Annotated in this window: 21 protein-coding genes; 13 read left to right on the plus strand and 8 right to left on the minus strand. The window is 62.2% G+C overall.

From position 1 onward, the window contains the following. From ACI5GA_RS03210 to ACI5GA_RS03220, 3 genes are all read left to right on the plus strand, one after another. Complete coding sequence (locus ACI5GA_RS03210; protein WP_404632489.1) at nucleotides 1–393, plus strand: DUF2934 domain-containing protein; 393 nt, start codon at nucleotides 1–3, stop codon at nucleotides 391–393. A gap of 187 nt (nucleotides 394–580) precedes the next feature. Next, complete coding sequence (gene glgX / locus ACI5GA_RS03215) at nucleotides 581–2,767, plus strand: glycogen debranching protein GlgX (RefSeq protein WP_404632491.1); 2,187 nt, start codon at nucleotides 581–583, stop codon at nucleotides 2,765–2,767. Nucleotides 2,768–2,906: 139 nt separating this feature from the next. Continuing rightward, nucleotides 2,907–3,962: a permease gene (locus ACI5GA_RS03220; RefSeq protein WP_421421680.1), complete on the plus strand. Its 1,056-nt coding sequence runs from the start codon at nucleotides 2,907–2,909 to the stop codon at nucleotides 3,960–3,962. Between the two features lie 56 nt (nucleotides 3,963–4,018). On the opposite strand, the gene selD is transcribed toward ACI5GA_RS03220, so the two are convergent. The 4 genes from selD to ACI5GA_RS03240 form a co-directional block, all read right to left on the minus strand. Further along, complete coding sequence (selD, locus tag ACI5GA_RS03225; RefSeq protein WP_421421683.1) at nucleotides 4,019–5,053, minus strand: selenide, water dikinase SelD; 1,035 nt, start codon at nucleotides 5,051–5,053, stop codon at nucleotides 4,019–4,021. An 85-nt stretch (nucleotides 5,054–5,138) separates the two neighbouring features. Further along, nucleotides 5,139–5,795: an ATPase gene (locus tag ACI5GA_RS03230; RefSeq protein WP_404632497.1), complete on the minus strand. Its 657-nt coding sequence runs from the start codon at nucleotides 5,793–5,795 to the stop codon at nucleotides 5,139–5,141. Nucleotides 5,796–5,959: 164 nt separating this feature from the next. After that, nucleotides 5,960–8,029 (minus strand): maltose alpha-D-glucosyltransferase, encoded by a 2,070-nt coding sequence (gene treS / locus ACI5GA_RS03235; RefSeq protein WP_404632499.1) that lies wholly within the window; start codon nucleotides 8,027–8,029, stop codon nucleotides 5,960–5,962. A gap of 311 nt (nucleotides 8,030–8,340) precedes the next feature. Then, entirely contained in the window at nucleotides 8,341–8,988 is a 648-nt protein-coding gene (locus ACI5GA_RS03240; RefSeq protein WP_421421686.1) for a LysE family translocator, read from the minus strand. Nucleotides 8,989–9,153: 165 nt separating this feature from the next. Here ACI5GA_RS03240 and ACI5GA_RS03245 point away from each other — a divergent pair, with 165 nt between their 5' ends. Further along, nucleotides 9,154–10,587: a PLP-dependent aminotransferase family protein gene (locus tag ACI5GA_RS03245; protein WP_421421688.1), complete on the plus strand. Its 1,434-nt coding sequence runs from the start codon at nucleotides 9,154–9,156 to the stop codon at nucleotides 10,585–10,587. Between the two features lie 192 nt (nucleotides 10,588–10,779). Then, nucleotides 10,780–12,363, plus strand: coding sequence for an aldehyde dehydrogenase (NADP(+)) (locus ACI5GA_RS03250; protein ID WP_421421689.1), 1,584 nt, complete (start codon nucleotides 10,780–10,782; stop codon nucleotides 12,361–12,363). Nucleotides 12,364–12,440: 77 nt separating this feature from the next. Here ACI5GA_RS03250 and ACI5GA_RS03255 read toward each other — a convergent pair whose 3' ends face one another. From ACI5GA_RS03255 to ACI5GA_RS03265, 3 genes are all read right to left on the minus strand, one after another. Beyond that, a complete protein-coding gene (locus tag ACI5GA_RS03255) occupies nucleotides 12,441–14,060 on the minus strand; it encodes a methyl-accepting chemotaxis protein (protein ID WP_421421691.1) in 1,620 nt (539 codons plus the stop codon). Nucleotides 14,061–14,365: 305 nt separating this feature from the next. After that, the gene (locus tag ACI5GA_RS03260; protein WP_404632509.1) at nucleotides 14,366–15,205 is read right to left on the minus strand and encodes an IclR family transcriptional regulator; all 840 of its coding nucleotides are present in this window, start codon (nucleotides 15,203–15,205) and stop codon (nucleotides 14,366–14,368) included. Next, the gene (locus tag ACI5GA_RS03265) at nucleotides 15,202–15,486 is read right to left on the minus strand and encodes a hypothetical protein (RefSeq protein WP_404632511.1); all 285 of its coding nucleotides are present in this window, start codon (nucleotides 15,484–15,486) and stop codon (nucleotides 15,202–15,204) included. Before ACI5GA_RS03265 ends, ACI5GA_RS03260 begins: the two co-directional genes overlap by 4 nt. On the opposite strand from ACI5GA_RS03265, the gene ACI5GA_RS03270 reads away from it, so the two are divergent. The 7 genes from ACI5GA_RS03270 to ACI5GA_RS03300 are packed head-to-tail and all read left to right on the plus strand — an operon-like array spanning nucleotide 15,480 to nucleotide 22,109. Further along, nucleotides 15,480–16,508 (plus strand): ABC transporter ATP-binding protein, encoded by a 1,029-nt coding sequence (locus tag ACI5GA_RS03270; RefSeq protein ID WP_404632513.1) that lies wholly within the window; start codon nucleotides 15,480–15,482, stop codon nucleotides 16,506–16,508. The two genes, ACI5GA_RS03265 and ACI5GA_RS03270, sit on opposite strands and share 7 nt — an antisense overlap. Beyond that, nucleotides 16,505–17,377 (plus strand): ABC transporter permease, encoded by an 873-nt coding sequence (locus ACI5GA_RS03275; protein WP_421421693.1) that lies wholly within the window; start codon nucleotides 16,505–16,507, stop codon nucleotides 17,375–17,377. Before ACI5GA_RS03270 ends, ACI5GA_RS03275 begins: the two co-directional genes overlap by 4 nt. A gap of 3 nt (nucleotides 17,378–17,380) precedes the next feature. After that, on the plus strand, nucleotides 17,381–18,175 hold the full coding sequence (locus tag ACI5GA_RS03280) for an ABC transporter permease (RefSeq protein ID WP_404632517.1): 795 nt from the start codon (nucleotides 17,381–17,383) through the stop codon (nucleotides 18,173–18,175). 52 nt (nucleotides 18,176–18,227) lie between these two features. Next, a complete protein-coding gene (locus ACI5GA_RS03285; RefSeq protein ID WP_421421694.1) occupies nucleotides 18,228–18,518 on the plus strand; it encodes a (2Fe-2S)-binding protein in 291 nt (96 codons plus the stop codon). Next, the gene (locus ACI5GA_RS03290) at nucleotides 18,515–19,876 is read left to right on the plus strand and encodes an NAD(P)/FAD-dependent oxidoreductase (protein ID WP_404632521.1); all 1,362 of its coding nucleotides are present in this window, start codon (nucleotides 18,515–18,517) and stop codon (nucleotides 19,874–19,876) included. The genes ACI5GA_RS03285 and ACI5GA_RS03290 overlap by 4 nt, the downstream gene beginning before the upstream one ends. After that, on the plus strand, nucleotides 19,873–21,057 hold the full coding sequence (locus tag ACI5GA_RS03295) for an NAD(P)/FAD-dependent oxidoreductase (protein WP_421421696.1): 1,185 nt from the start codon (nucleotides 19,873–19,875) through the stop codon (nucleotides 21,055–21,057). Before ACI5GA_RS03290 ends, ACI5GA_RS03295 begins: the two co-directional genes overlap by 4 nt. Nucleotides 21,058–21,062: 5 nt before the next feature. Beyond that, on the plus strand, nucleotides 21,063–22,109 hold the full coding sequence (locus ACI5GA_RS03300; RefSeq protein ID WP_421425430.1) for an ABC transporter substrate-binding protein: 1,047 nt from the start codon (nucleotides 21,063–21,065) through the stop codon (nucleotides 22,107–22,109). 34 nt (nucleotides 22,110–22,143) lie between these two features. Here ACI5GA_RS03300 and ACI5GA_RS03305 read toward each other — a convergent pair whose 3' ends face one another. Further along, nucleotides 22,144–22,557 carry a winged helix-turn-helix transcriptional regulator gene (locus ACI5GA_RS03305; RefSeq protein ID WP_421421697.1) on the minus strand — a complete coding sequence of 138 codons (414 nt, stop codon included), beginning with the start codon at nucleotides 22,555–22,557 and terminating at the stop codon, nucleotides 22,144–22,146. A gap of 86 nt (nucleotides 22,558–22,643) precedes the next feature. On the opposite strand from ACI5GA_RS03305, the gene ACI5GA_RS03310 reads away from it, so the two are divergent. After that, complete coding sequence (locus ACI5GA_RS03310) at nucleotides 22,644–23,495, plus strand: SDR family oxidoreductase (protein WP_421421699.1); 852 nt, start codon at nucleotides 22,644–22,646, stop codon at nucleotides 23,493–23,495. Nucleotides 23,496–23,738 lie beyond the last annotated feature (243 nt).

Here is a 23,738-nt window from a genome sequence, read left to right on the forward strand (position 1 = left end):
ATGAGTGCCGACGAAAAACGAATCAGCGAGTTAGCCCACCAGATCTGGGAATCCGAGGGTAAGCCCCACGGTAAAGATGCCATCCATTGGGAGCAGGCCCGCAAGCTGGCGGAGGCGGAAGCCAAGGCGCCGAAGAAAGCCGCGGCTCCAAAAGCCGCTAAAGCCAAGGCCGAACCTAAAGCGGCAACTGCAAAACCTGCGGCCAAAGCAGCGGCCAAACCTGCTGTGAAAGCGGCGGAAAAGCCAGCGGCAAAACCCAAGGCGCCCGCCAAGCCGAAAGCGGCCGCCAGCAGTGCCGAAGCAGCCCCCAAACCGGCTGCCAAGCCTGCCGCCAAACCCGCAGCCAAACCTGCTGTGAAAAAGGCCCCGGCCGCCAAGCCTCCCGCGCCTTGACTCGCTCACGGCGACGCTTCGCAGCACAGCAGACCTCTACCGCAGGGATCGCCTGAAAACGATCGTCTGAACCTGCGGTAACCCCTTTGCCCGTTTCAACCAATCACGCAGTTCCGGCCGCCTGCGCGCCGCCTGCGGTATAGGTGTTGTTCGCCTTCAGGAAATCATTCGACCGTCAGGAATCCCCATGAGCAAGCAAGACAAAAACACCGCCCCCAAGAATGACTCCAGCAAGGCCGACGTGCCGGAAATCAACCCCTCGCGCATTCGTGAAGGCCTGCCCTTCCCCCTCGGCGCGAACTGGGACGGATTGGGGGTCAACTTCGCGATTTTTTCGGCCAACGCGACCAAGGTCGAACTGTGCCTGTTCGACTCTTCCGGCGAGACGGAGCTTGAGCGCATCGAACTCCCCGAATACACCGACGAGATCTTTCACGGCTATCTGCCTGACGCCCACCCCGGGCTGGTTTACGGCTATCGCGTGTACGGTCCCTATGACCCGAAAAACGGTCATCGCTTCAACCACAACAAACTGCTGATCGACCCCTATGCCAAGCAATTGGTGGGCAAGCTCAAATGGTCAGAATCGCTGTTCGGCTACACCATCGGCCACCCGGATGGCGACCTCAGTTTCGACGAACGAGACAGCGCCCCCTTCGTGCCCAAGAGCAAGGTGATCGACCCGGCCTATACCTGGGGCCGGGATCAGCGGGTCAACGTGCCATGGGAAAAAACCATCCTATACGAGACCCATACCCGTGGCTTCACGATGCGGCACCCTTCGGTGCCAGATGAACTCAAAGGCACGTTTTCCGGGTTGATGGTCGATGAGGTCATCCAGCACATCAAGGGGCTGGGCGTGTCGTCCGTGGAACTGCTGCCGATTCATGCCTTCGTCAACGACCAGCACCTGCTGCAAAAAGGCATGACCAACTACTGGGGCTACAACAGCATCGCCTTCTTCGCCCCGGATCCGCGCTACCTGGCCCACGGCAAGATCGCCGAGTTCAAGGAAATGGTCGCGCATATGCACCACGCAGGGCTGGAGGTGATTCTCGACGTGGTCTACAACCACACCGCCGAAGGCAACGAGCTGGGGCCGACACTGTCCATGCGGGGCATCGACAACGCCTCGTATTACCGATTGATGCCTGACGACAAGCGCTTCTACATCAACGACTCCGGCACCGGCAACACGCTGGATTTGAGCCACCCGTGTGTGCTGCAAATGGTCACCGACTCCCTGCGCTACTGGGCCAGCGAGATGCACGTGGACGGCTTTCGTTTCGACCTGGCAACCATCCTCGGTCGGTATCACGACGGTTTCGACGAGCGCCACAGCTTCCTCGTCGCCTGCCGTCAGGACCCGGTGCTGCGTCAGGTCAAATTGATCGCCGAACCGTGGGACTGCGGCCCGGGCGGCTATCAGGTGGGGCACTTTGCGCCGGGCTGGGCCGAGTGGAACGACAAATTCCGCGACACGGTGCGCGCTTTCTGGAAAGGCGACGAAGGCCAGTTGGCGGACCTCGCCAGCCGCCTGACGGCCTCCGGCAACCTGTTCAACCAGCGCGGCCGCAGGCCGTTTGCTTCAGTCAACTTCGTCACCGCTCATGACGGCTTTACGTTGCACGATCTGGTGTCGTACAACGACAAGCACAACGAGGACAACGACGAGAACAATCAGGACGGCAGCAACGACAACCGCTCCTGGAACCATGGCGTCGAAGGCCCGACCGACGACCCGGAAATCAATGCGCTGCGCCTGCGTCAGATGCGCAACTTCTTTGCCACCCTGCTGTTCTCACAGGGCACGCCGATGATCGTGGCCGGGGACGAATTCGCTCGCACCCAGCACGGCAACAACAACGCCTATTGCCAGGACAGCGAGATCGGCTGGGTCAACTGGGACTGGGACGCTGACGGCACCGCGCTGCACACTTTCGTCAAACGCCTGATCAAGTTGCGCATCACCTACCCCGTCCTGCGTCGCGGGCGTTTCCTGGTGGGCGATTACAACGAAGAGCTGGGGGTCAAGGACGTGACCTGGCTGGCGCCAAACGGACAGGAAATGAGCATCGAGCAGTGGCACGACCGCAATGCGCGCTGCCTGGGCATGCTCATCGACGGGCGCGCGCAGGAGACCGGCATTCTGCGTCGTGGCGCTGACGCGACCATGCTTCTGGTGGTCAACTCGCACCATGAAGGGGTCAACTTTACCCTGCCGGAAGTCCCGGAGGGGGTGAACTGGATCAGCCTGATCGACACTAACCAGCCGGACATCAAAGGCAAGGACCGCTTCGAATTCGGCACCGAATACACCGTCAGCCCGCGTTCGCTCCTGCTGTTCGTACTGCACAAGGAAGATGAGGCTTAAGGCAGCGGCCTTCCTCTCTGCACATGGCGGGCGACGAGGGCATGCACTCGCCGCCCGCCATTGCGACACACTCTGCAACACCTACTACACTGAGCCGTGACCGCGTCCCCCCCTCCGCCCTCCTGACCGGGTGCCTGTCATGACCACACTCCCGCTCGTCGCTGCACGCCGTGGCTGGTCTTTCTGGTGGAAACCGCTGCTGTTCTTGCTGGTCGCCGCCGCTGGCCTGTACTACGTCAAATGGTCGCCGTACTACCTCAAATCCTTCGTTGCCGCCGACACCCACACCATCGGCGGCTCAATCATCAACGACAACCCCGCCAATCCATGGGCCGCAGCACTGGCCTATGCGCAGGTGTATTTTCTGGCGATCTGGAAAGCAGCCGTGCTGGCGGTGATTCTCGGCTCGCTGTTGCAAGTATTGATTCCCAGAGACTGGCTGCTACGCCTGTTCGGGCGCGCCGGGTTGGGCTCGACGATACGCGGCGGTCTGTTCGCTCTGCCCGGTATGATGTGCAGTTGCTGCGCCGCGCCCGTCGCGGCCGGCTTGCGCAAACAAAGGGTCTCGGTGGGGGCTGCGCTGGCGTTCTGGATCGCCAATCCTGTGTTGAATCCGGCCACGCTAGTGTTCATGGGCTTCGTCCTGGGCTGGGGATTCACTGCGCTGCGTCTGGTGGCGGGTATCGTGCTGGTCATCGGTGTGTCCCTTGTGGCGCAACGCATTGCCCCACCGGAAGTGCCGCCGGAAGAAGCCCTCGATGCCGTGAGCGACGCCGAGGCGCCGGACCATGGCAGCCTGCTCAGCCGCTGGGCCAAGACGCTGTGGCAACTGTTCTGGACCACCATCCCGATCTACGTCATCGCCGTGTTGGCGCTTGGCGCCGCCCGGGTCTGGCTGTTTCCCCACGTGGACGGCGCCATGGGCAACAGCCTGTTGTGGCTCGTCCCGCTGGCGATTGTCGGGACCCTGTTCGTGATTCCGACAGCGGCGGAAATTCCCATCGTGCAGACCTTGATGGCGCTCGGGCTGGGCACCGCCCCCGCCGTCGCACTGCTAATGACCTTACCCAGCGTGAGCCTGCCGTCACTATTAATGCTGCGTAAATCTTTCGACAGCAAGGTGCTGGCGACCGTGGGTGTGCTGACGATGGTGATTGGTGTTGTCAGCGGACTGGTGGGCGCGGCGATTCTGTAAAGGAAGCGCCTGACGGTCAACGCCGCCTGCCCAGGGGCGTTACTCTGCGCGGCGGATCAGAACACCTCGACCGCCAGCGACCCTCGTTCGACGAACTCGCCAATGGGCGACAGCGCCAACCCCAGCTCGCTCGCCATCGCCAAAAAGGCAGGTTCTGCGCCAGGCTCGACCGCCAATAACAGCCCGCCGCTGGTCTGGGGATCACAGAACAGCCATTTTTGCAGGTCGGTCAGTGGGCCGATGCGCTCGCCATAACTGTCGAAATTGCGATGAGTACCGCCAGGAATGCACTGTTGCTCGATGTACCCGTCAACATGGGCCAGACGCGGTACGGCCGAGGCATCAAGGCGTGCAGTGAGTCGACTGCCATCGGCCATTTCCACCAGGTGCCCCAATAGACCAAAACCGGTCACATCGGTCATGGCCTTGACGCCGACCAGTTTCGAAAACCGGCTGCCGGGGGTGTTCAGGGTGCACATCACATCCCGCGCCACCCCGACGTCGGCCTCGCGCAACAGCCCCTTCTTCTCTGCGGTGGTGAGGATGCCAATGCCCAAGGGTTTGGTCAGAAACAACTTGCAGCCTGCAATGGCGGTGTCATTGCGCTTCATGAAGCGTTTTTCGACCAACCCGGTGACTGCCAGGCCGAAGATCGGCTCGGGCGCATCGATGGAGTGCCCACCGGCCAAGGGGATACCCGCCGCATCGCACACGGCGCGACCACCTCGGATGACCTCCCGGGCAATCTCCGGCGCCAGCACGTTGACCGGCCAGCCCAGAATGGCAATGGCCATCAACGGATTGCCGCCCATGGCGTAAATGTCGCTGATGGCGTTGGTGGCGGCGATGCGCCCGAAATCGAAAGGATCGTCGACGATGGGCATAAAGAAATCGGTGGTGGACACCACGCCCTTTTCATCATCGATCGCGTAAACCGCTGCGTCGTCTCGGGAGGCATTGCCCACCCAAAGGCGCGAATCGAGGTGCTGAGCGCCGGAACCGGCGAGGATCGTTTCCAGCACTTTTGGAGAAATCTTGCAGCCACAACCGGCGCCGTGGCTGTATTGGGTCAGACGAACCGGATCGCTCATAAATGACCTCCCGAGGTAGCGAGGCACTGAAGTTTATCAGAGGCTACACAAAGCGAAGGTTCGCCACCAAGGCGCAGAGGCAAGATCAGGATTGCGCCTTGATCAGTGCCTCCAGTGAGGTGTCGAACTTCTGCAGGGCGTTGACCTGAACAGCACGTTGTTCATTGATCTGTGCCGCAATTTCGGGGGCGCGTTTGGTGTGCGCCCAGATCGGCGACATGGATTTGGCATCGCTGCCTTCAGCCTTGCCGATGAACTTGAAGTTGCTGTCGAAGAACTCGGCGCTGATGCTCGCTTGCACGTCGGCGCTGCGTTCGGTGATCAGCGTGTTGCGGGTGTCGAGCAGCACGATTACATCAGGCCGTGCGGCCACGACGTCGTCCAGGTTTTCGTAGAACGCGACTTTGGAGAACTGCTTTTCCAGCGATTGCGCGAACCAGTTGATCGCCAATTCCGGATCGGAACTGTTCACGTAGGCCTCAGTAATGCGGCTGTCCGTCAGCTTCGCCACCAGACCGCTCTGAGCCGCAGTGTTGTAGCTTTTCATGTAGGCCAGGTTGGCAACCGTGTTTTCGGAGAAAATCACGCCCACGGTTTGCGTGCGCTTGAGGGTCACGCCCGATGCGACACCGGAAGCGTGGAACGGCGCGTCTGGCGCATTGGAATAACGGGGCGCACCGGGCACGGCACAACCGGCCAACACAGCGACAAGGGCAATCAGGGCAGCCATTTTGATTTTCATGGGGGAGACGTCTCCGAAACAGGGGCTCAGGGCATGGGGCCATGCTGAGCCTTTGTCGGGGAAATCAGAACTTGAGCGGGTCGATGGTGAACATTGATCAAAGCGATAATGCCGAGCACGTTTCGCGGCTCAGAACCTGGAACCGCCGAGCCATGGCAAAACGCTCACATCATAGGCGCCACCATGCTCACGACCCGCAACGCCAGCCCCTCATAAGCGTCGAGGGTGATGGTGAATTCGCCTTCTTCGGTCAGATCCCCTTCGACCCGTTCGTTGATGATGTCCACTACCGGCCCCGGTGCGATGCCCGGCAGGTGCAGGGTTTCGACCAACGGCTCGGCGCTGAAGTTGAGCGCGGTGATTTGCGTGCCCTTTCCCGCCGGGAGTTCATGAACCATGATCAACAGCCCCGGATGCTCGACATCGGGGATCAGGATCTGGCGACTGGCGGCGATGTCGTAGGCACGGCGTACAGCGAGGATTTTCTTCAGTTGCGAGGCGAATGAGTCCGGCTTCTGCAATTGCTCGGTGAGGCTGCCATACAAGGTCTTCGCGCGAGGCATGCCGCCTGCCGAGCGTTCGTTGTCGGGGTCCAAGTCCACCAGATCGTAGGCGCCTCGGTGGATCCAGCGGGTGTCACCATCGCCCATCAGGTGCTCGACCTGCTCGGCGGGCAGTGGCAAGGCGCCCACCAGGTCCCAGCCGGAGAGCGCGAAGACGCCCGGCTGCATGGCGTTGAACATCACCAGCAGCAAATGAATGTGGCGGATCCGTTCAATGTCGCTCAACGTGATGGCGTCCAGATCGCGAATGCCCAAGGCAGCAGTGATGATGCTGGCCGTGGTGCACGACACCCCGTTAGTGACGAACTTGAGGTTGTACGGCGCGTGTTCCCCTGCCAGTCGCTCGTACATTTCCTCGCGGATGTGCTCGCGCAGGATGTTGCCGGGAAAGGTCTGGCCCATGTACAGATACTGATCGTGGGCGTGCAACGTCCAGAAATGCACGAGTTCCAGGGTCAGTTCGTCGTGATTTTGCAGCGCATGAATCAGCGAAGCCGGGTCGATGCCGAATTCATGCACCTGGCGCAGCATCAGGCGTAGAAACTCGGTGCGCCCGGTCAGTAACGCGTGCTGATACGCCGGGCGCGTGATGAAGTCGTAAGACAGGTCGGCGCCGCCATGGGACATCGCGGCAATGTCATCGATGGTCAGGTTCAGCTCCTGAAAACTGAAGCCCCCTGCCTTGCGAATCGCCCCGGCCAGCAATTGGTTGCCGGTGATCGACAGCGGATGGCTTTCCGACCACGCCGTGCCTTCAGCCTTGCGCTCGACGCCGAGAAACCCGTTGGCATCCAGACGCAGCACCCGCGCCCCCATCACATCGATGGCGTGCAGGGCATCGCCGATGATCATCTGTTGCGCGGCGAAGCTGGGATCAAGCCAGTTCAGGGACGGCTGCCCTTCTTTGAAATAATGCAGGTAGACCCAGCGCCGGTCCTTGCCGTCAACCCCGGTGATCACCGGCGTAGCGCTCCAGTCGGTCTCCTTGACGCCCGGCTCGAAGAAGATCACCCGTTGCAACTGGCCGACGATGTAATGTTTGTCCCGCAACGCATCGACGGTCGCCGGTGGCAAGTTCACCGCGTCGCGTCCCGCTGGGACATCAGGCAACAACGGCCAGTCTTCTTCCTTGATCTCGACCATGTGGTACAGGCCCGGATAATCCTCGTACGCCAGTTCGGCGAGGCGGAAGTCGGCACCTTTGCCCGTGTGAGACGGAATGACGTCGTCGACGATCACGGCGTTGTGGGCGGCGGCGATGCGGCTGAGGTTGAGGAACTGGGCGTCGGTGCCCAGCTCGGCATCGACCTCGAAGCTGATGCGGTCAAAATTGCCGTCAATGCTCGGGGTTTTCTGCCTCCCTTTGAGGCCACCGGAGGCTTTCAATGGGCCGTTGTGGATGCCCTGGATGCCGATTTCGGAGAGGGTGTGCCAGAGCTTTTCGTCACCCAGCGCCTCCAATACCGAGCCGCCATCGCGGGTAATGATCGACGCCGGATAAGCCGTGAACCAGACGGAGGCAATCGCCGAGGCGTCTCTGGGTCTGGCCTGCGCATAGGGCCGTTGCCAGAGGCGCCCCTGACCGCCATAGAGTTTTGCCCGTTGTTTTGCGGCGTTGAGCATCGATTGCCCAACCAGCCACTCCACGTACTGCGTGTCCGGTGTGGTCATGGGGTCTCCGTCTTCAAGAAGTTCGAACAGGCCGCCCGTCGTGCTCACAAAGTGGCTCGGGACGACCCTGTCTACGCCGTTGCTTATGTCTATGAGCACACATGGCCGTAAACGTTCGGCGCTTGAAGAAAGCGCAGCGAACGATGATTGTCCCTAGCATGAGGCTGGAGGACCTTGTGACCGATTGCGGATCTCTTATGAGAGCCGGCTTGCTGGCGAAGCGCTGTGTCTGTCAGCTCAGGTGTCGCTGATGCGCCGCAATCGCCACCAAGGCGGCTCCCACAAGGGCACGGCCATACCGGATATCGGTGTCAGGTGTGCGCAGCGTTGACGATGAACTCCCGATAACCGGACACCATCACGTACACCGCGAAGTAGCAGAAGATCGCTGCCGACACCCAGTAGGAATACTTCAGCAAGCGGTCGCCCAACAAACGACCGCCCTGGCTGGCAGCAAAGCAGATGAACGCGCACCAGGCCACGCCTGCGCTGAAGAAGCCAGACAGAAAAAACGCTGTGCTCAGGTTGCCGTGGCCGCCCGCCCGGGAAATCAGCGTGCCGCCCACCGCCGCGAACCAGAGAATGGCCGTGGGTGACGACACGGCCAGGAATATCCCTCGCGAGAATTCTCGCAAGCCGGATCGGTTGTCCGCGTCGCCCGCCACGGCCAGCTCGCTGTGGCTGCTCATGGCCGACAGGATCATCTTGATCGCAAACCCGATCAGCAGAACTGAACCGCCCAGCCACATCACCCAACGTACCCAGTCGTATTGCAGCAACACGGTCATGCCTGCCAAGGCGAGGACCGCGTAGAACAGATCACCGAAACAGGTGCCCAGCCCCAGCCAGAAACCCTGCAAATAGCCGCGCTGCATCGCCAGGGTGATCATTGCGATGTTGGCCACGCCAATGTCCAGGCACAGGGAGAGACTCAGTAAAAAGCCGCTGGTGAATTCCATATCGGGTATCCGTCGAGCTGCACGTCAAAGGGAACGAAAAACCGCGCGCAGGATAACGGGATTGACCGGTTTTGCCGATGGCGAAGTTGCCACTAACGGCTCGCATCGGCTGCGGTCTAGAATTCGATTCGCCCGTTTTGACCCTCGGATGCTGGAGCGCTGTGCGTGGAACTTCATATCGTCATTCATGGCCGCAAGGACCTGGCCAATCAGCTGTACGAACAATTGCGCGAAAGCATCGAATCAGGACGTCTTGCGCCCGGCGTGCAGCTTCCGCCAAGTCGGCTGCTCGCGGCCCAACTGGGGCTGTCGCGCAAGACCATTTCCGACACCTACAGCCGTCTGACCTACGAAAACTACCTGGTGGGCAAGATCGGCAGCGGCACCTTCGTCAACACCCTGAACACACCCTCGCCCCGCAACCAGAGCGCCACGCATCTGGCCAGCCAGAAGCGGGTCGACGCCTGGCAGAACCTCTCCCTGCCCCTGCGCCACCCGACGCGTGAAGGCACGTTGCGTTGCGACTTCATTGGCGGCGCGACAGCCAAGACTCAATTTCCTCTCGACGAATGGCGGCGCTGCACCCAGTACGCGTTGCGCCAGATGGCCCAGGTGCGAGGGTTCTACAGCCAGCCTGAAGGCGTCCCTGAGTTGCGAAGCGCGATCGCGGGACACATCGCGTTCGCGCGCGGGGTCAGGTGCGTGGCCGACGACATGGTGGTGTGCAACGGCGCACAGCAGGCACTGGACCTCGTCGCCCGGGTGTTGATCGAACCGGGTTGCACCGTGGCGATGGAAGACCCCGGCTACACGCCCGCCCGCCTGCTGTTCGCTGCACAGGGTGCAAACGTGGCGAGCATTCCAGTGGACGCTGAAGGCATCGTCGTGGAGTGCATCCCCGAAGACGCCCACGTGATTTATGTCACCCCGTCGCACCAAATGCCGTTGGGCATGCCCATGAGCCTGGCCCGGCGTCAGGCATTGCTGGAAAAGGCCAGCCGAATCGGCGCGATCATCATCGAAGACGACTACGACAGTGAATTCCGCTATGAAGGCCGTCCGACCGACTCGTTGCAAAGCATGGACGCCTTTGGCGTGGTTGCGTATGTCGGCACCTTCTCCAAGACGCTGTTACCCGAACTGCGGCTGGGCTATGCGGTGCTGCCGAAGGCGATTCGCGAAGCGGTGATCAAAGCCAAGCAACTCACCGACTGGCACACCAGCACCCTGCCCCAATGGGCGCTGGCCAAATTCATCAGCGACGGGCTGCTGAACAAACACATTCGCCGCTGCCATGGCATCTACGCCGGGCGTCGCGAGCGAATTCTGGCGCGCTTCGCCAACGACCTGTCACCGTGGATGGAAGCCATACCGTCCACGGCTGGCTTTCACATGGCGGTAATGTTCAAAGTGCCCGTCGATCTGCCGCTGTTGATCTCGCTGACCCGCAAAGTGGACATCGGCTTCTATTCGCTGACGGGTTTTTATCACGAAGTCACGCCCCGCAACGGCTTGATTCTGGGCTTCGGCGCCATTGAAACCCTGGACATCGACCCGGCGCTGGACCGGCTACGGGATGTACTGACGCAAATCACCTGAGCGCAATACGCCCGAACAGCCACCGGTTGCGGGCAAAAAAATGCAGTTGTATGATGTCCGTCAACAAAGAATGACCGACTTCCTTCCCGGTCATTCTTCACGCTTCATCCAACCCATCGATTGTCTTTCAGGCCACTGCCTGATGGCTTTGATCCAACAATCGTTTCGACCCAACAATAACAGGAGAAGCAGATGCCTAACGTTCTCGGCCAGAACTTCATCGGCGGCGCCCGCAGCGGCCTCGGCGAAGCCCGTCACAAGAGTCTGGATGCCACCACGGGCGAAGCCCTGCCTTATGCCTTCCACCAGGCAACCGACGGCGAAATCGACGCCGCCGCCCTCGCTGCCAAAGAAGCCTTCGCTGAATACCGCCAACTGAGCCCCGCTCGTCGCGCGGAATTCCTCGACGCCATCGCTGACGAACTGGACGCACTGGGCGATGACTTCGTTGCCCTCGTTTGCCAGGAAACCGCTCTGCCAGCGGGCCGTATCCAGGGCGAACGTGGTCGCACCAGCGGCCAGATGCGCCTGTTCGCCAAAGTGCTGCGCCGCGGTGACTTCCTCGGTGCGCGCATCGACCAGGCCCTGCCAGATCGCAAGCCGCTGCCTCGCGTTGACCTGCGTCAGTACCGCATCGGCGTCGGCCCGATTGCCGTGTTCGGCGCCAGCAACTTCCCGTTGGCGTTCTCCACCGCTGGCGGTGACACCGCTTCGGCACTGGCCGCCGGTTGCCCTGTGGTCGTCAAAGCCCACAGTGGCCACATGGCAACCGCTGATCTGGTCGGTCAGGCCATCGTCCGCGCCGCCGAGAAAACCGGCATGCCAAAAGGCGTGTTCAACATGATTTTCGGCAGTGGCGTCGGTGAAGGTCTGGTCAAGCACCCGGCCATTCAGGGCGTGGGCTTCACCGGTTCCCTGCACGGCGGTAACGCCCTGTGCAAACTGGCCGCCGAGCGTCCACAACCGATTCCGGTGTTCGCCGAGATGTCCAGCATCAACCCGGTGGTCCTGCTGCCAGGCGCACTCGCTGCCCGTGGCGCAACCATCGCTGGCGAACTGGCCGCGTCGGTCGTGCTGGGCGCAGGCCAGTTCTGCACCAACCCAGGTGTGGTGATCGGTATTCGCTCTCCAGCCCTGACCGCTTTCACCGAACAGCTAAAAGAGCACATGGGTGGCCAGGCGCCGCAAACCATGCTCAACGAAGGCGGCCTGCGCAGCTACAGCAAAGGCGTGCAGAAACTGCTCGCGCACCCGAGCGTCACGCACCTGGCCGGTAAGGCGCAGGAAGGCCGTCAGGCGCAGGCACAACTGTTCAAGGCCGACGTGAGCATGCTGCTCAACGGCGACGAACTGCTGCAAGAAGAAGTGTTCGGTCCGACCACCCTGCTGATCGAAGTGGCTGACGACGCTGAACTGAAAGCCGCGCTGCTGGCCCTGCGTGGCCAACTGACCGCGACGCTGATCGGTGAAACCGCCGACCTGCAAAAGTACCAGTGGCTGGTGCCGGTGCTGGAAGAGAAAGTCGGCCGCATTCTGGTCAACGGCTACCCGACCGGTGTGGAAGTCTCTGACGCCATGGTCCACGGCGGCCCGTACCCAGCGACGTCCGACGCACGTGGCACCTCGGTGGGCACGTTGGCCATCGATCGCTTCCTGCGCCCGGTCTGCTACCAGAACTACCCGGACAGCCTGCTGCCTGCTGCTCTGCAAAACGCCAACCCGCTGGGACTCAAGCGCCTGGTCAACGGCGAATGGAGCAGCGACGTCATCGCCTGATGAGCGTCCGATGCGCCAATAAAAACGGCACGCTCTGAACAGGGCGTGCCGTTTTTTCATTCCAGACGCGTTGTGCCCTATGCGCTCAATCGAGAAATCACATCATTCAATCCCACCGACAATTCATGCAGGTCCTGACTCGCGGTCTGGGTGCGCTGCACGTTGCTCTGGTTGGTCGTTGCAATGGCGGTGATTTCAGTGAGGTTGCGCGAGATGTCTTCGGCCACCGAGGTCTGCTCCTCTGCCGCCGTGGCGATCTGTCGGTTCATGTCACGAATCGCCTCCACCGCCTCGGTAATGCGTGCCAGCGAAGAACCGGCCAAGGCCACCTGATCGACACTTTCCTGACTGCGCGCCTGACCGCTTTCAATGGCCAGCGCTGCATCCACGGCACCGGTCTGCACCGAACTGATGATCTGATTGATTTCAGCCGTCGAGGCCGCCGTGCGCTGGGCCAGGGTGCGTACTTCATCCGCCACCACGGCAAAGCCGCGACCGGCATCCCCCGCCCGCGCCGCTTCAATCGCGGCGTTCAAGGCCAGCAGGTTGGTCTGCTCGGCGATGCCGCGAATCACCTCCAGCACCTTGCCGATGCGCTCGCTGTCGCTTTCCAGACGACGAATCACCTCCGCCGTGTTGCTGATCTCGGCGCGCATCTGACTGATCGCGGAGATGGTCGCACTCATGACCTTGCCGCCGTCCTGAGAACTGCGATCTGCCTCATCCGCGGCATTGGCCGCCTGCGCCGCATGACGCGCCACTTCCTGTGCCGTGGCAGACATTTCGGTCATCGCGGTGGCAACCTGATCGGTGCGCTCGAATTGCTCGTGGGTGCCCTGCGCCATCAATGCAGCGATGGCTTTCAACTCTCCACCGGCACTGTCCAGATCCGTGGTGCTGCGCTTCAGGCGAGTGAAGGTGTCAGCGAGGAAATCACGCAGGGTATTGGCGGCGACCGCCAGGCGCCCCAGTTCGTCCTGACGGGTCACGTTCACTCGGTCACTGAAACGCCCTTGGCTCAATTGCGCCACGTACTCGATCAACATGCTGATCGGGCCAACAATGTTGCGGTTGACCATCCACAGCGTCAGCACGCCCACCAGCAACGCTGAAGCGAGCATCACCAGCGTACCGATGAGAATGGTCTGGTCGGCGGTGCTGCTGATCACGGTCGCTTGCACATCGCTTTGTTTGCGCAGACTGACCACCAGTTCGCTCATCTGGTCACTGGCGGCGCGGTCCACACCTTTGACCGCCTGATCGCCCGCGACCGGGTCACCGCCAGCGGCCACGAAGGCATCACGGCCCTTGCGATAGGCCACACCCAGCGCCCGGTGCTCGTCACGCAGCTTGTCGACCTGATTTTTGGTAGCAGCATCCAGATCGTTCATCGCACTCAAACGGCCCAGCGTGTCCTGCACCTGACGCTCCTGATCCTCGAACTGGCCCCAGAATTTGTCGCGATCCGCCGCCTGTTTGCCACGCAGCAGCACGTTCTTCCACTCCTGCACCTGAACCTTGAACTGAAGATTGGCCTGATCGACCAGTTGGGACGCCTGCAGCGGGCCATCCAACAGGCCGCGATAGGCGTGAACGTTACTGGAGAGGAATTGGAAACAGGCCAGCGCGATCAACAGCACCAGCACCAGGCTGGCGCTGAGCAGCGCGAGGATCTGCAATCTCAGGGATTTGAACATATGGGGAATCTCGTCAGGGAGGACTGCGGTCTTCGGTCTGCCGGTATGGCAGTTGCCGAAAGTTGCCTGCTGGCCACATCCCTGTGCCGCCGTTTCAGCAACGCTCAAAACGGTGGGCTTACACAGGCTGATTCGACTTCGCGCGGGGGTTCTTTAAGCGCTGTGGGCGAGATCCGACAGGCGGTCTGAAAGCGTCAAGGGACAGTCGAAATGTGCAGTCAACAACCTGACGCGCCCCGCCCTAACGTGTTGAATTCAAAGCGATCGGCTCTGCACGCGTCGACAGCCAAACAGGTGTCGCCGGTTTATGCATCCTTCTGCCCAAACACCTGCGATGGCCTGCGCAGCACCGGGTCAAACGGATTGATCTTCTGCCCGATGGCGGCCGCTTCCCGTTTGAGCATCTCGACCACGGTCGGCATGCGTTCGGCGTTGAGCCGGTCGGTGATGGTCGCCACGCTCAGCGCCGCCACTGCACGCCCTTCTCGATCAAGAATCGGCACCGCGAGACCCGCCATGCCCTCCAGCACCCCGGTGTTGCGCGCGGCATAGCCCAGACGTCGGACGTTGTCGATTTCCGAGCGCAGCATGACTTCGTCGTACAGGTGAAAATCCCGCAGCCGTGGCAAGTTGTAGCGGATGACGGTGTCGCGCTCCTCCTCGGGCAGAAACGCCAGAATCGCCAAGCTACCCTGCCCCACCCCCAACGCCACCCGCCCACCGATGTCGCCGGTAAAGGTGCGAATCGGGTACGGCCCCTCGCTGCGGTCCAGGCACACCGCATCAAACCCGCTGCGCGCCAGCAAAAACAATGAATCCCCCAGCGAGGCCGACAGGCGCAGCAGGCTCGGCCGCACCACATCCCGCAGGTTACCGGTCTGCCCGGCTCTGGCAGCCAGCGCGAAGAATTCAAGGCTCAGGCGATAGCGTTTGCTGCGAGCGTCCTGCTCGACCATGCCTTCGTCCATCAGGCTGCGCAGCAGCCGGTGAGTCGTGGGTTGCGACAGGCCGATCTGCTGCGCCAGTTGCGTCACCCGCTCGCCGCCTTCAGGGCATTCGCCCAGGCAACGCAGCACCGCGAACAGTCGCGACACCGCGCCCACTCCTGTTTCTTTCGTTTCTTCATTCCGATCAGTGGAATTCATTTTTCACTTTTTCCTTTTTCTATCCATTGAGTGAATAAACTTGAAAATACTACTCGCTCAATGAAATTCGTCGTTGAGCCCATCCTATTCTTCGACCTAGGATCAGTCCACAGGGCGATTTGAACAACAGCGGCAGCCGACACCAGATCGAGCGCCAGCGTCCAGAGTGCTTCGACGTTGAAGTGACGTCGCAACGCGCATGTTTTCTCTCTTCGCATCTGCCCATAAAAAACGCATGCCGACGGCGTGCACGAACAAGAGGTGGAACGCAGCCATGGCATTTCTTCAGCTCCAGGCACTCTGCAAACGTTACGGCGCCGTCGACGCGGTGGTCGCCACGGATCTGTCGGTGGAACAAGGCGAATTCGTGTCCTTGCTCGGCCCTTCCGGCTGCGGCAAGACCACCACGCTGCAAATGATTGCCGGATTCGTCGACGTCACCTCGGGCAAAATCCTTCTCGATGGGCGCGACATCACCCACGCCAAACCGGCCAGCCGGGGCCTGGGCGTGGTGTTTCAGTCTTACGCGCTGTTTCCGCACATGACCGTTCGCGACAACGTCGCGTTCGGCCTGAAGATGCGCAAGGTGCCAGGCGCCGACATTCAGCGCCGCGTGGCACGGGTGCTGGAGCTGGTGCGGCTGGACAGACACGCCGAGCGCTACCCGCGCGAATTGTCTGGCGGCCAGCGCCAGCGGGTGGCGCTGGCCCGAGCGCTGGTGATCGAACCGCCGGTGCTGCTGCTGGACGAACCGCTGTCCAACCTTGACGCCAATCTGCGTGAAGAGATGCAGTTCGAGATCCGCCGTATTCAGCGCGAAGTGGGTATTACCACGCTGATGGTCACCCACGATCAGGCCGAAGCGCTGTCGATCAGTGACCGCGTGGTGGTCATGCAGGCCGGGCGCATCACCCAGATCGACGAGCCGTACAAACTGTACGAGCACCCGCGCACGCGGTTCATTTCCGGCTTCGTCGGCAAGGCCAATCTGCTGCGTGGCGATCGCGATCACAGCGGCGCGGCGCAAGTACGGGAGCAACATGGCGACGGCGAACTGACCCTGAGCCTGCGTCCGGAAAAGATCGACCTGGTGAGTGCCGGTGAAGGCCGTTTGCAGGGACGGATCATCACCCGCTACTTCCTCGGCAGTCAGTGGCTCTATCGCATCGAAACCCCGATTGGCGAGTTGACGGTGGTGCGTCGAAACAACGGCGATGCGCCCATGATCGAAGGCACCGCCGTGGGCCTGGACTGGCCCGCGCAACTGCTGCGGGTGCTCAGTGCTGACGAGGTGTCGGCATGAGTGCCACAACCCTGATGCGCGACAGCGGTCGCGGCTACCTGCTCTCGACCCCGGCACTGGTGCTGTTCGTCGGCCTGCTGGTGGTGCCGTTGCTGTTGACCCTGGTGCTGTCGTTCAACGTGTTCGACTACGAAGTGGGGGTCAAGGGCGATCACTGGACCTTCGCCCAGTACCTGAACCTGATCACCGACTCGTACTTCTACGAGATCTTCTTTCGCACGTTCTGGATCAGCGCACTGGTGACGCTGCTCTGCGTGCTGATCGGCGTTCCCGAGGCCTACATCCTCAGTCGCATGGGCACGCCGTGGCGCTCGATCTTTCTGATTCTGATCCTGACCCCGCTGCTGATCTCAGTGGTGGTGCGCGCCTTCGGCTGGAGCCTGTTGCTGGGCGCCGACGGCTTGATCAATCAGGCAATTCAGGCCTTGGGCGGGCGCCCGCTCAAGCTTCTCTATACCCCGTTCGCGGTGGTGCTGGCGCTGGTGCACGTGATGCTGCCGTTCATGATCATTCCGGTGTGGACCTCGTTGCAGAAACTCGACCGCTCCGCCGAGCAGGCCGCCCTGTCACTGGGCGCCAGCCAGGCCACAGTGATGCGTCAGGTGGTGCTGCCGCAGGTCATGCCCGGTGTGTTGTCCGGCACCCTGATCGTGTTCGGCCTGTCGGCCAGCTCCTTCGCGATCCCCGGCCTGCTGGGCGGTCGCCGTCTGAAGATGGTCGCCACCACGGTGTACGACCAGTACCTCTCGGAACTCAACTGGCCCATGGGCGCCGCCATTGCCGTCGCGCTGTTGCTGATCAACCTGCTGGTGATGCTGTCGTGGAACCGGCTGGTGGAAGGCCGCTATAAAAAATCCCTGGGGGAATGACCGATGTCCAAGAACGGCCCTCTGGCCCTGTCTTTTCACGCCCTGATCGTGGTGTTCATGCTGGCGCCGCTGCTGGTGGTGTGTCTGGTGGCGTTTACCCCGGAAAACACCTTGAGCCTGCCGTGGCATGGCTTTTCCCTGCGCTGGTTCCGTGCCGTTTTCGAACGCGCCGATTTCATTCAGTCGTTCTACAACAGCCTGATCCTGGCCGTGGTCGCTGCGACCCTGGCAACCCTGATCGCGGTCCCCGCTGCGCTGGCGATCACCCGCTATCAGTTTCCGGGGCGCGACTTCCTCAACGGCCTGTTTCTGTCACCGATCATCATTCCCCACCTGGTGCTGGGCGTGGCGATGCTGCGCCTGTTCGCACTGATGGGGGTCAACGGCAGCTTTGTCTGGCTGATGCTCGCTCACGTCGTGGTGATCACGCCCTACGTACTGCGTCTGGTGATCGCGGCCGCCATCGGCATGGATCGCAGCGCCGAACAGGCGGCTGAATCGCTGGGTGCCAGTCGCTTCACGCTGTTCCGCCAGATCACCCTGCCAATGATCCTGCCAGGTGTGGCGGGTGGCTGGCTGTTGGCGTTCATCAACAGTTTCGACGAAGTGACGCTGTCAATCTTCGTCACCTCACCCTCGACGCAAACCTTGCCGGTGCGCATGTACGTCTACGCCACCGAATCCATCGACCCGATGATGGCCGCCGTGTCGGCGCTGGTCATCGCCCTGACGGCGGCCACGATGATCATCCTCGACCGGGTCTACGGCCTGGACCGCGTATTGGTGGGGCGTCACTGATGACCGACCTTTTGAACATTCACCGCTGCACGGGCCTGAAGGGGAACGCACCATGGCATTACTGAAACGACTGGCCGAACACGACCGCCAGATTCTGCCCTTCACCCTCGACGGCCAGCCCGCCCACGGCCTGCAAGGCGATACCCTGCTGACCGCCGTGTTGACCTGTGCCGACCATCTGCGCGGCAGCGATTTTAGCGCCGAACCCCGGGCCGGGTTCTGCCTGATGGGCGCCTGTCAGGACTGTTGGGTCAGACTGGGCGATGGCCGCCGGGTGCGCGCTTGCGCCACACCGCTGGAAGCCGGACTCACGGTGGCCCGCGAACCGGGGCGCTGCCTATGAACGGATCGGACATCGTCATCGTCGGCGCAGGCCCTGCCGGTATCCGTGCCGCACAAACCCTGGTCGCCTACGGTATGCGCCCTTGCCTGATCGACGAAAGCCTGCGAGGCGGCGGCCAGATCTATCGGCGTCAGCCGGAGAACTTCAAGCGCTCGGCCAAAGCGCTCTACGGCTTCGAAGCGGCGAAAGCGCAGGCCGTGCATTCGACGCTGGATCGGCTGGCGAACGACATCGACTACCGCCCTGAAACCCTGGTGTGGAATGCCGAAGCGCAGACGCTGGACACCCTGTCGAATGGGGTCGCCACGCAGGTGAGCTACCGGCGCCTGATCGTCGCGACCGGCGCCACCGACCGGATATTGCCGGTGCCGGGCTGGACGTTACCCGGCGTGTACAGCCTCGGCGCTGCGCAGATCGCGCTGAAGTTTCAGGGCTGCGCCATTGGCGAGCGCGTGGTGTTCGCGGGCAGCGGGCCGTTGCTCTACCTGGTGGCGTATCAATACGCCAAGGCCGGTGCGAAGGTTGTCGCCGTACTCGACAGCTCGCCGCTGTCCGCCCAGACCCGCGCCCTGCCCGCGCTGCTGGGACAACCTGCCACGCTGGCCAAGGGCGTCTATTACCGAAGCTGGCTCACCGCCCATGGCATCACCGTGCATCAGGGCGTTGCGCTGGACAGCATTCAGGGGCAGCAACGGATCAACAGCGTGCAATGGCGCGAGGGTGAGCAACTCAGACGTCTGGATTGCGATGCCGTCGCGTTCGCCCACGCCTTGCGCAGCGAAACCCAATTGGCCGACCTGCTCGGCTGCGAGTTCAACTGGAGCCCGTTGAATCGGGCCTGGCTGCCCCGTCGCGATGCACAAGGCCGCAGCAGCCGGGAAGACGTTTATCTGGCGGGAGACGGCGCAGGCATCATGGGCGCCGACGCTGCGGAAATGGCCGGTGAACTGGCCGCGCTGACGTTACTGGCTGACACCGGGCATCAGACCGACAAGGCCCGCAGCGAGGAACTGCAACGCAAGCTCGACCGTATCCAGCGTTTTCGCCACGGCCTGGAAACCGCGTTCCCCTTCCCCGAACACTGGGCGGCCAACGCACCGGACGAGATGACCGTGTGCCGCTGCGAGGAAGTCAGCGCGGGGGACATTCGTCGCACCGTCGCCGAGGGGCATTGGGAGGTGAATCGGGTCAAGGCCATGTGTCGGGTCGGCATGGGCCGCTGTCAGGGGCGAATGTGCGGGATGGCGGCGACTGAGCTCGTCGCGCAGGCGTCGGGCAGGGAGATCTCCAGCGTTGGGCGTTTGCGCGGGCAAGCGCCGATCAAACCGCTGCCGTTTGGCGTGGAGATCGAACCATGAGTCGGCCACTCGAAGTGGATGCTGTGGTCATCGGCGGCGGCATTGTCGGTTCATCGGCTGCGCTGTTTCTGGCCAGAGCGGGCAAATGCGTGGCCTTGCTGGAACGGGATTTTTTCGGCTCGCACTCCAGCGGCGTCAACTATGGCGGTGTGCGGCGCCAGGGACGCCCGTTGTCGCAATTACCCTTATCGCAACGCGCTCACGGCCTCTGGACCGACTTGCAAAACCTGATCGGGATCGACGGCGAATACCTGCGCTCCGGCCATCTGAAGCTGGCACGCAGTGACAAGGACATGGCCGCGCTGGCGGCCTATGCACAGGCCTCGCGAGGCTTTGCCCTGAACCTGCAATTGCTGGATCGCGCGCAACTGCGCGCGCGCTTCCCATGGGCAGGCGACGTCGCGGTGGGCGCCTCGCTGTGCGCGGACGACGGCCACGCCAACCCGCGCCTCGTTTCTCCAGCGTTCGCCCTGGCAGCACGGCGGGCGGGGGCGCAAGCCTTCGAACAGGCGCACGTCACCAGCGTCAGCCATGACGGATACACCTTCGATGTACGCACCGCCAGCGGCCAGAATTTCCGCGCACCGTGGCTGTTGAACTGCGCTGGCGCCTGGGCGGCTGGATTGGCCGAACAGTTCGGCGAGCCGGTGCCGATGCGCTCCGGCCATCCGGCCATGCTGGTCACCGAACCACTGCCGATGTTCATGGACGTCAGCACGGGGGTCGAGGGCGGTGGCATTTACGCCCGGCAGGTGGCGCGGGGCAATTGCGTGCTCGGCGGCGGTCAGGGCTTTGCGCTTGATCCAACCCGGGCGCGGCCAGGCCAGGCGGCAATTCTGGAGATCCTGCGCAACGCCGTCGAACTGTACCCGCCGCTGGCGGGTGCTCAGGCGATTCGCACCTGGAGCGGCACCGAGGGTTACCTGCCGGATCGCGAACCCGTGCTCGGCGCCAGTGCTACGCAACCTGGTCTGTTGCACGGTTTCGGCTTTGCCGGTTCGGGCTTTCAGATTGGCCCGGCGGCAGGAGAAGCGCTGGCGCAGATGGTCTGCAACGGCGCGCCGGACATCGCCCTCGATGCCTTCTCGATCACCCGTTTTCAAGCGGTACAGCCTGCCACTGCCGCGCCTCAAAGCGCGGACAACGTTATCCCTTTGCTCAGAGGAAGATCGCAGCCATGAACACCCTGAAAAAAATGAAACGTCTGGCCCTGACCGGCCTGCCACTGGCCGCCGCCACGCTGGCATCGGCCACCGCCCACGCCGAAACCACGCTGTATCTGGGTATGAACGGCGGCACCATGGAACGCCTCTACGCCGATCAGGTGCTGCCTGCCTTCGAGAAGGCCAACAACGTCAAGGTGGTGATCGTGCCGGGCACCTCCTCGGACATCCTCGCCAAAGTGCAGGCCAGCAAGGACAACCCGCAGATGCACGTCATGTTCCTCGACGACGGCATCATGTACCGGGCGATTTCCATGGGGCTGTGCGGCAAGCTGCAACCGAACGCAACCCTGGCCGACATCCCGGCCAAAGGCAAAATCAAGGACGAGGCAGTGGCCGTGAGCCTGGGCGTCACGGGCCTGGCCTACAACACCAAAACGTTTCAGGAAAACGGCTGGAGCGCACCGACGTCATGGGCGGACATGGCCGACAAGCGCTACAAGGACAAACTGGTATTCCAGTCACTGGCTTCCAGCACCTTCGGCCTGCACGGTTTCCTGATGTTCAACCGCTTGCAGGGCGGTAACGAAACCAACGTCGAACCGGGCTTCAAAGCCTGGCCGAAAACCGTCGGCCCGAACGTGCTGGAATACATCGCAAGCTCGGCGAAAATTTCCGAGATGGTCCAGACTGGCGAAGCCGCGCTGTTCCCGCTGACGCCGACCCAAGTGACGGCATTGAAGCTCAAGGGTGTGCCGGTGGAATACGCCCCGCCCAAGGAAGGCGGTGTGGTGTTGAACGTCGCCGAATGCACCATCGCCAACAACGATCAGCCGGAACTGGCGCAGAAACTGGCCGAGTTCCTGCTCACCCCCGAAGCCCAGGCCCCGGCGCTGGAGTTGGGCGACCAGATCCCGTCCAACCCGAAAACCCCGACCAGCGACCGCACCCGTGGGCAGGTCGAAGCGATGAACAAGTACCTGGAAACGGCCGTGACCATCGACTGGGATCAGGTCAACCAGATCCGCCCGGAATGGAACGCCCGCTGGAGCCGCACGATCGAGCGGTAGATCAGCGAGTGGAGATCCAGCAAGGCCCGGACACCTACGCCGGCTCGCCTGTCCGGGCCTCGCGGGCTTCCATGATTCGTGGCAGATTCTGCTCGATCCAGGTGGTCAGCCCGTCAACCTGCACCGCCACTTCCTTGCCCAAGGGTGTCAGGCTGTACTCCACGTGAGGCGGCACCACGGGCAGGGCCTTGCGGTCGACGAAACCGTCCTGCTCCAGACTTTGCAGGGTTTGTGAGAGCATTTTTTCGCTCACCCCGCCAATCTTGCGCCGCAGTTCGCTGAAGCGGTGCATGCCGTCCAGCAACACCACCAGTACCAATACGCCCCAACGGCTACAGACGTGGTTGAGGATTTCTCGCGACGGGCAATCCCGCGCCAGGACTTCCCCCATGCGGATGCGCTCCAGCAGTGAAACGCTTTCGGGAGAGGGGCTGGACATATCGTTCATGGCACTTACCTTTTTGTGCGTACTTACGAAAGGTTAGCATGCGCTCTATGCTGGATGCACATCCCAACTCACTGAAGGAACTCCACATGATCGTCATCACGGGTGCATCGGGCCAACTGGGCCGTCTGGTCATCGAACGATTGCTGAAGAAAGTGGCGGCGTCGCACATCGTCGCGGCCGTGCGCAGCCCGGAAAAAGCGGCTGATCTCGCGGCGCTGGGCGTTCAGGTGCGCAAGGCCGATTACTCGCAACCTGACACGCTGGACGGTGCCTTTGCCGGGGCCGAGAAGGTGCTGCTGATTTCTTCCAGCGAAATTGGCCAGCGCTTCGCTCAACACAAGGCCGTGATCGATGCCGCCAAACGGGCCGGTGTGAAATTGCTGGGCTACACCAGCGTGCTGCGCGCCGACACCTCGTTGCTGGGGCTGGCCGCAGAACACCATCAGACGGAAATTGCCCTGGCGCAATCCGGAGTGCCTGCGGTGGTGCTGCGCAATGGCTGGTATCACGAAAACTACACCGCTGGCATTGCGGGTGATCTGGCCCACGGCGCGCACTTCGGCAGCGCCGGTGAAGGTCGCATCAGTTCGGCAGCGCGGGCCGACTACGCCGCCGCAGCGGTTGCCGTGTTGACCGCCAGCGATTCACAGGCAGGCAAGACCTATGAGCTCGCAGGGGACAGCTCGTACACCTTGAGCGAATTCGCCGCTGAAGTGGCCCGACAAGCCGGTAAACCGGTGGTCTACACCGACCTTCCCGAAGCCCAGTACAAAGCCGCGCTGCTGAACGCCGGGTTGCCCGAGTTCGTGGCCGAACTGCTGGCCAACTCCGACGCGGCCGCTGCCAAAGGTGCGTTGTTCGATGACGGCCACCAGTTGAGCGCGTTGATCGGCCGGGCGACGACGCCGTTGAGCCAGAGCGTCGCCGAAGCGCTCTAACCCTCTCTGTAGCAGCCGGCTCGCCGACGGCGGCGATTGAGAGGCCGCCGCCGCAGGCAAGCCATGCTGCTACGAATCCGATGCGTGCTCCTTCTCTCTGCAACACAAATCCCTTGTAGCCGTCCGGCTCGCCGGCGGTGGCGCGCTGCCGATCGCTGCCAACCGCTCTGGCTCAGCCCTCCGCCAACATTAAAATCTCGTGTCAAGGGCGAGAAAGGTTGGACGCTCACGATTTCCGACTTT

This window comes from Pseudomonas sp. Pseu.R1 (genome assembly GCF_045764065.1).
In the GTDB taxonomy this organism is placed as follows: domain Bacteria; phylum Pseudomonadota; class Gammaproteobacteria; order Pseudomonadales; family Pseudomonadaceae; genus Aquipseudomonas.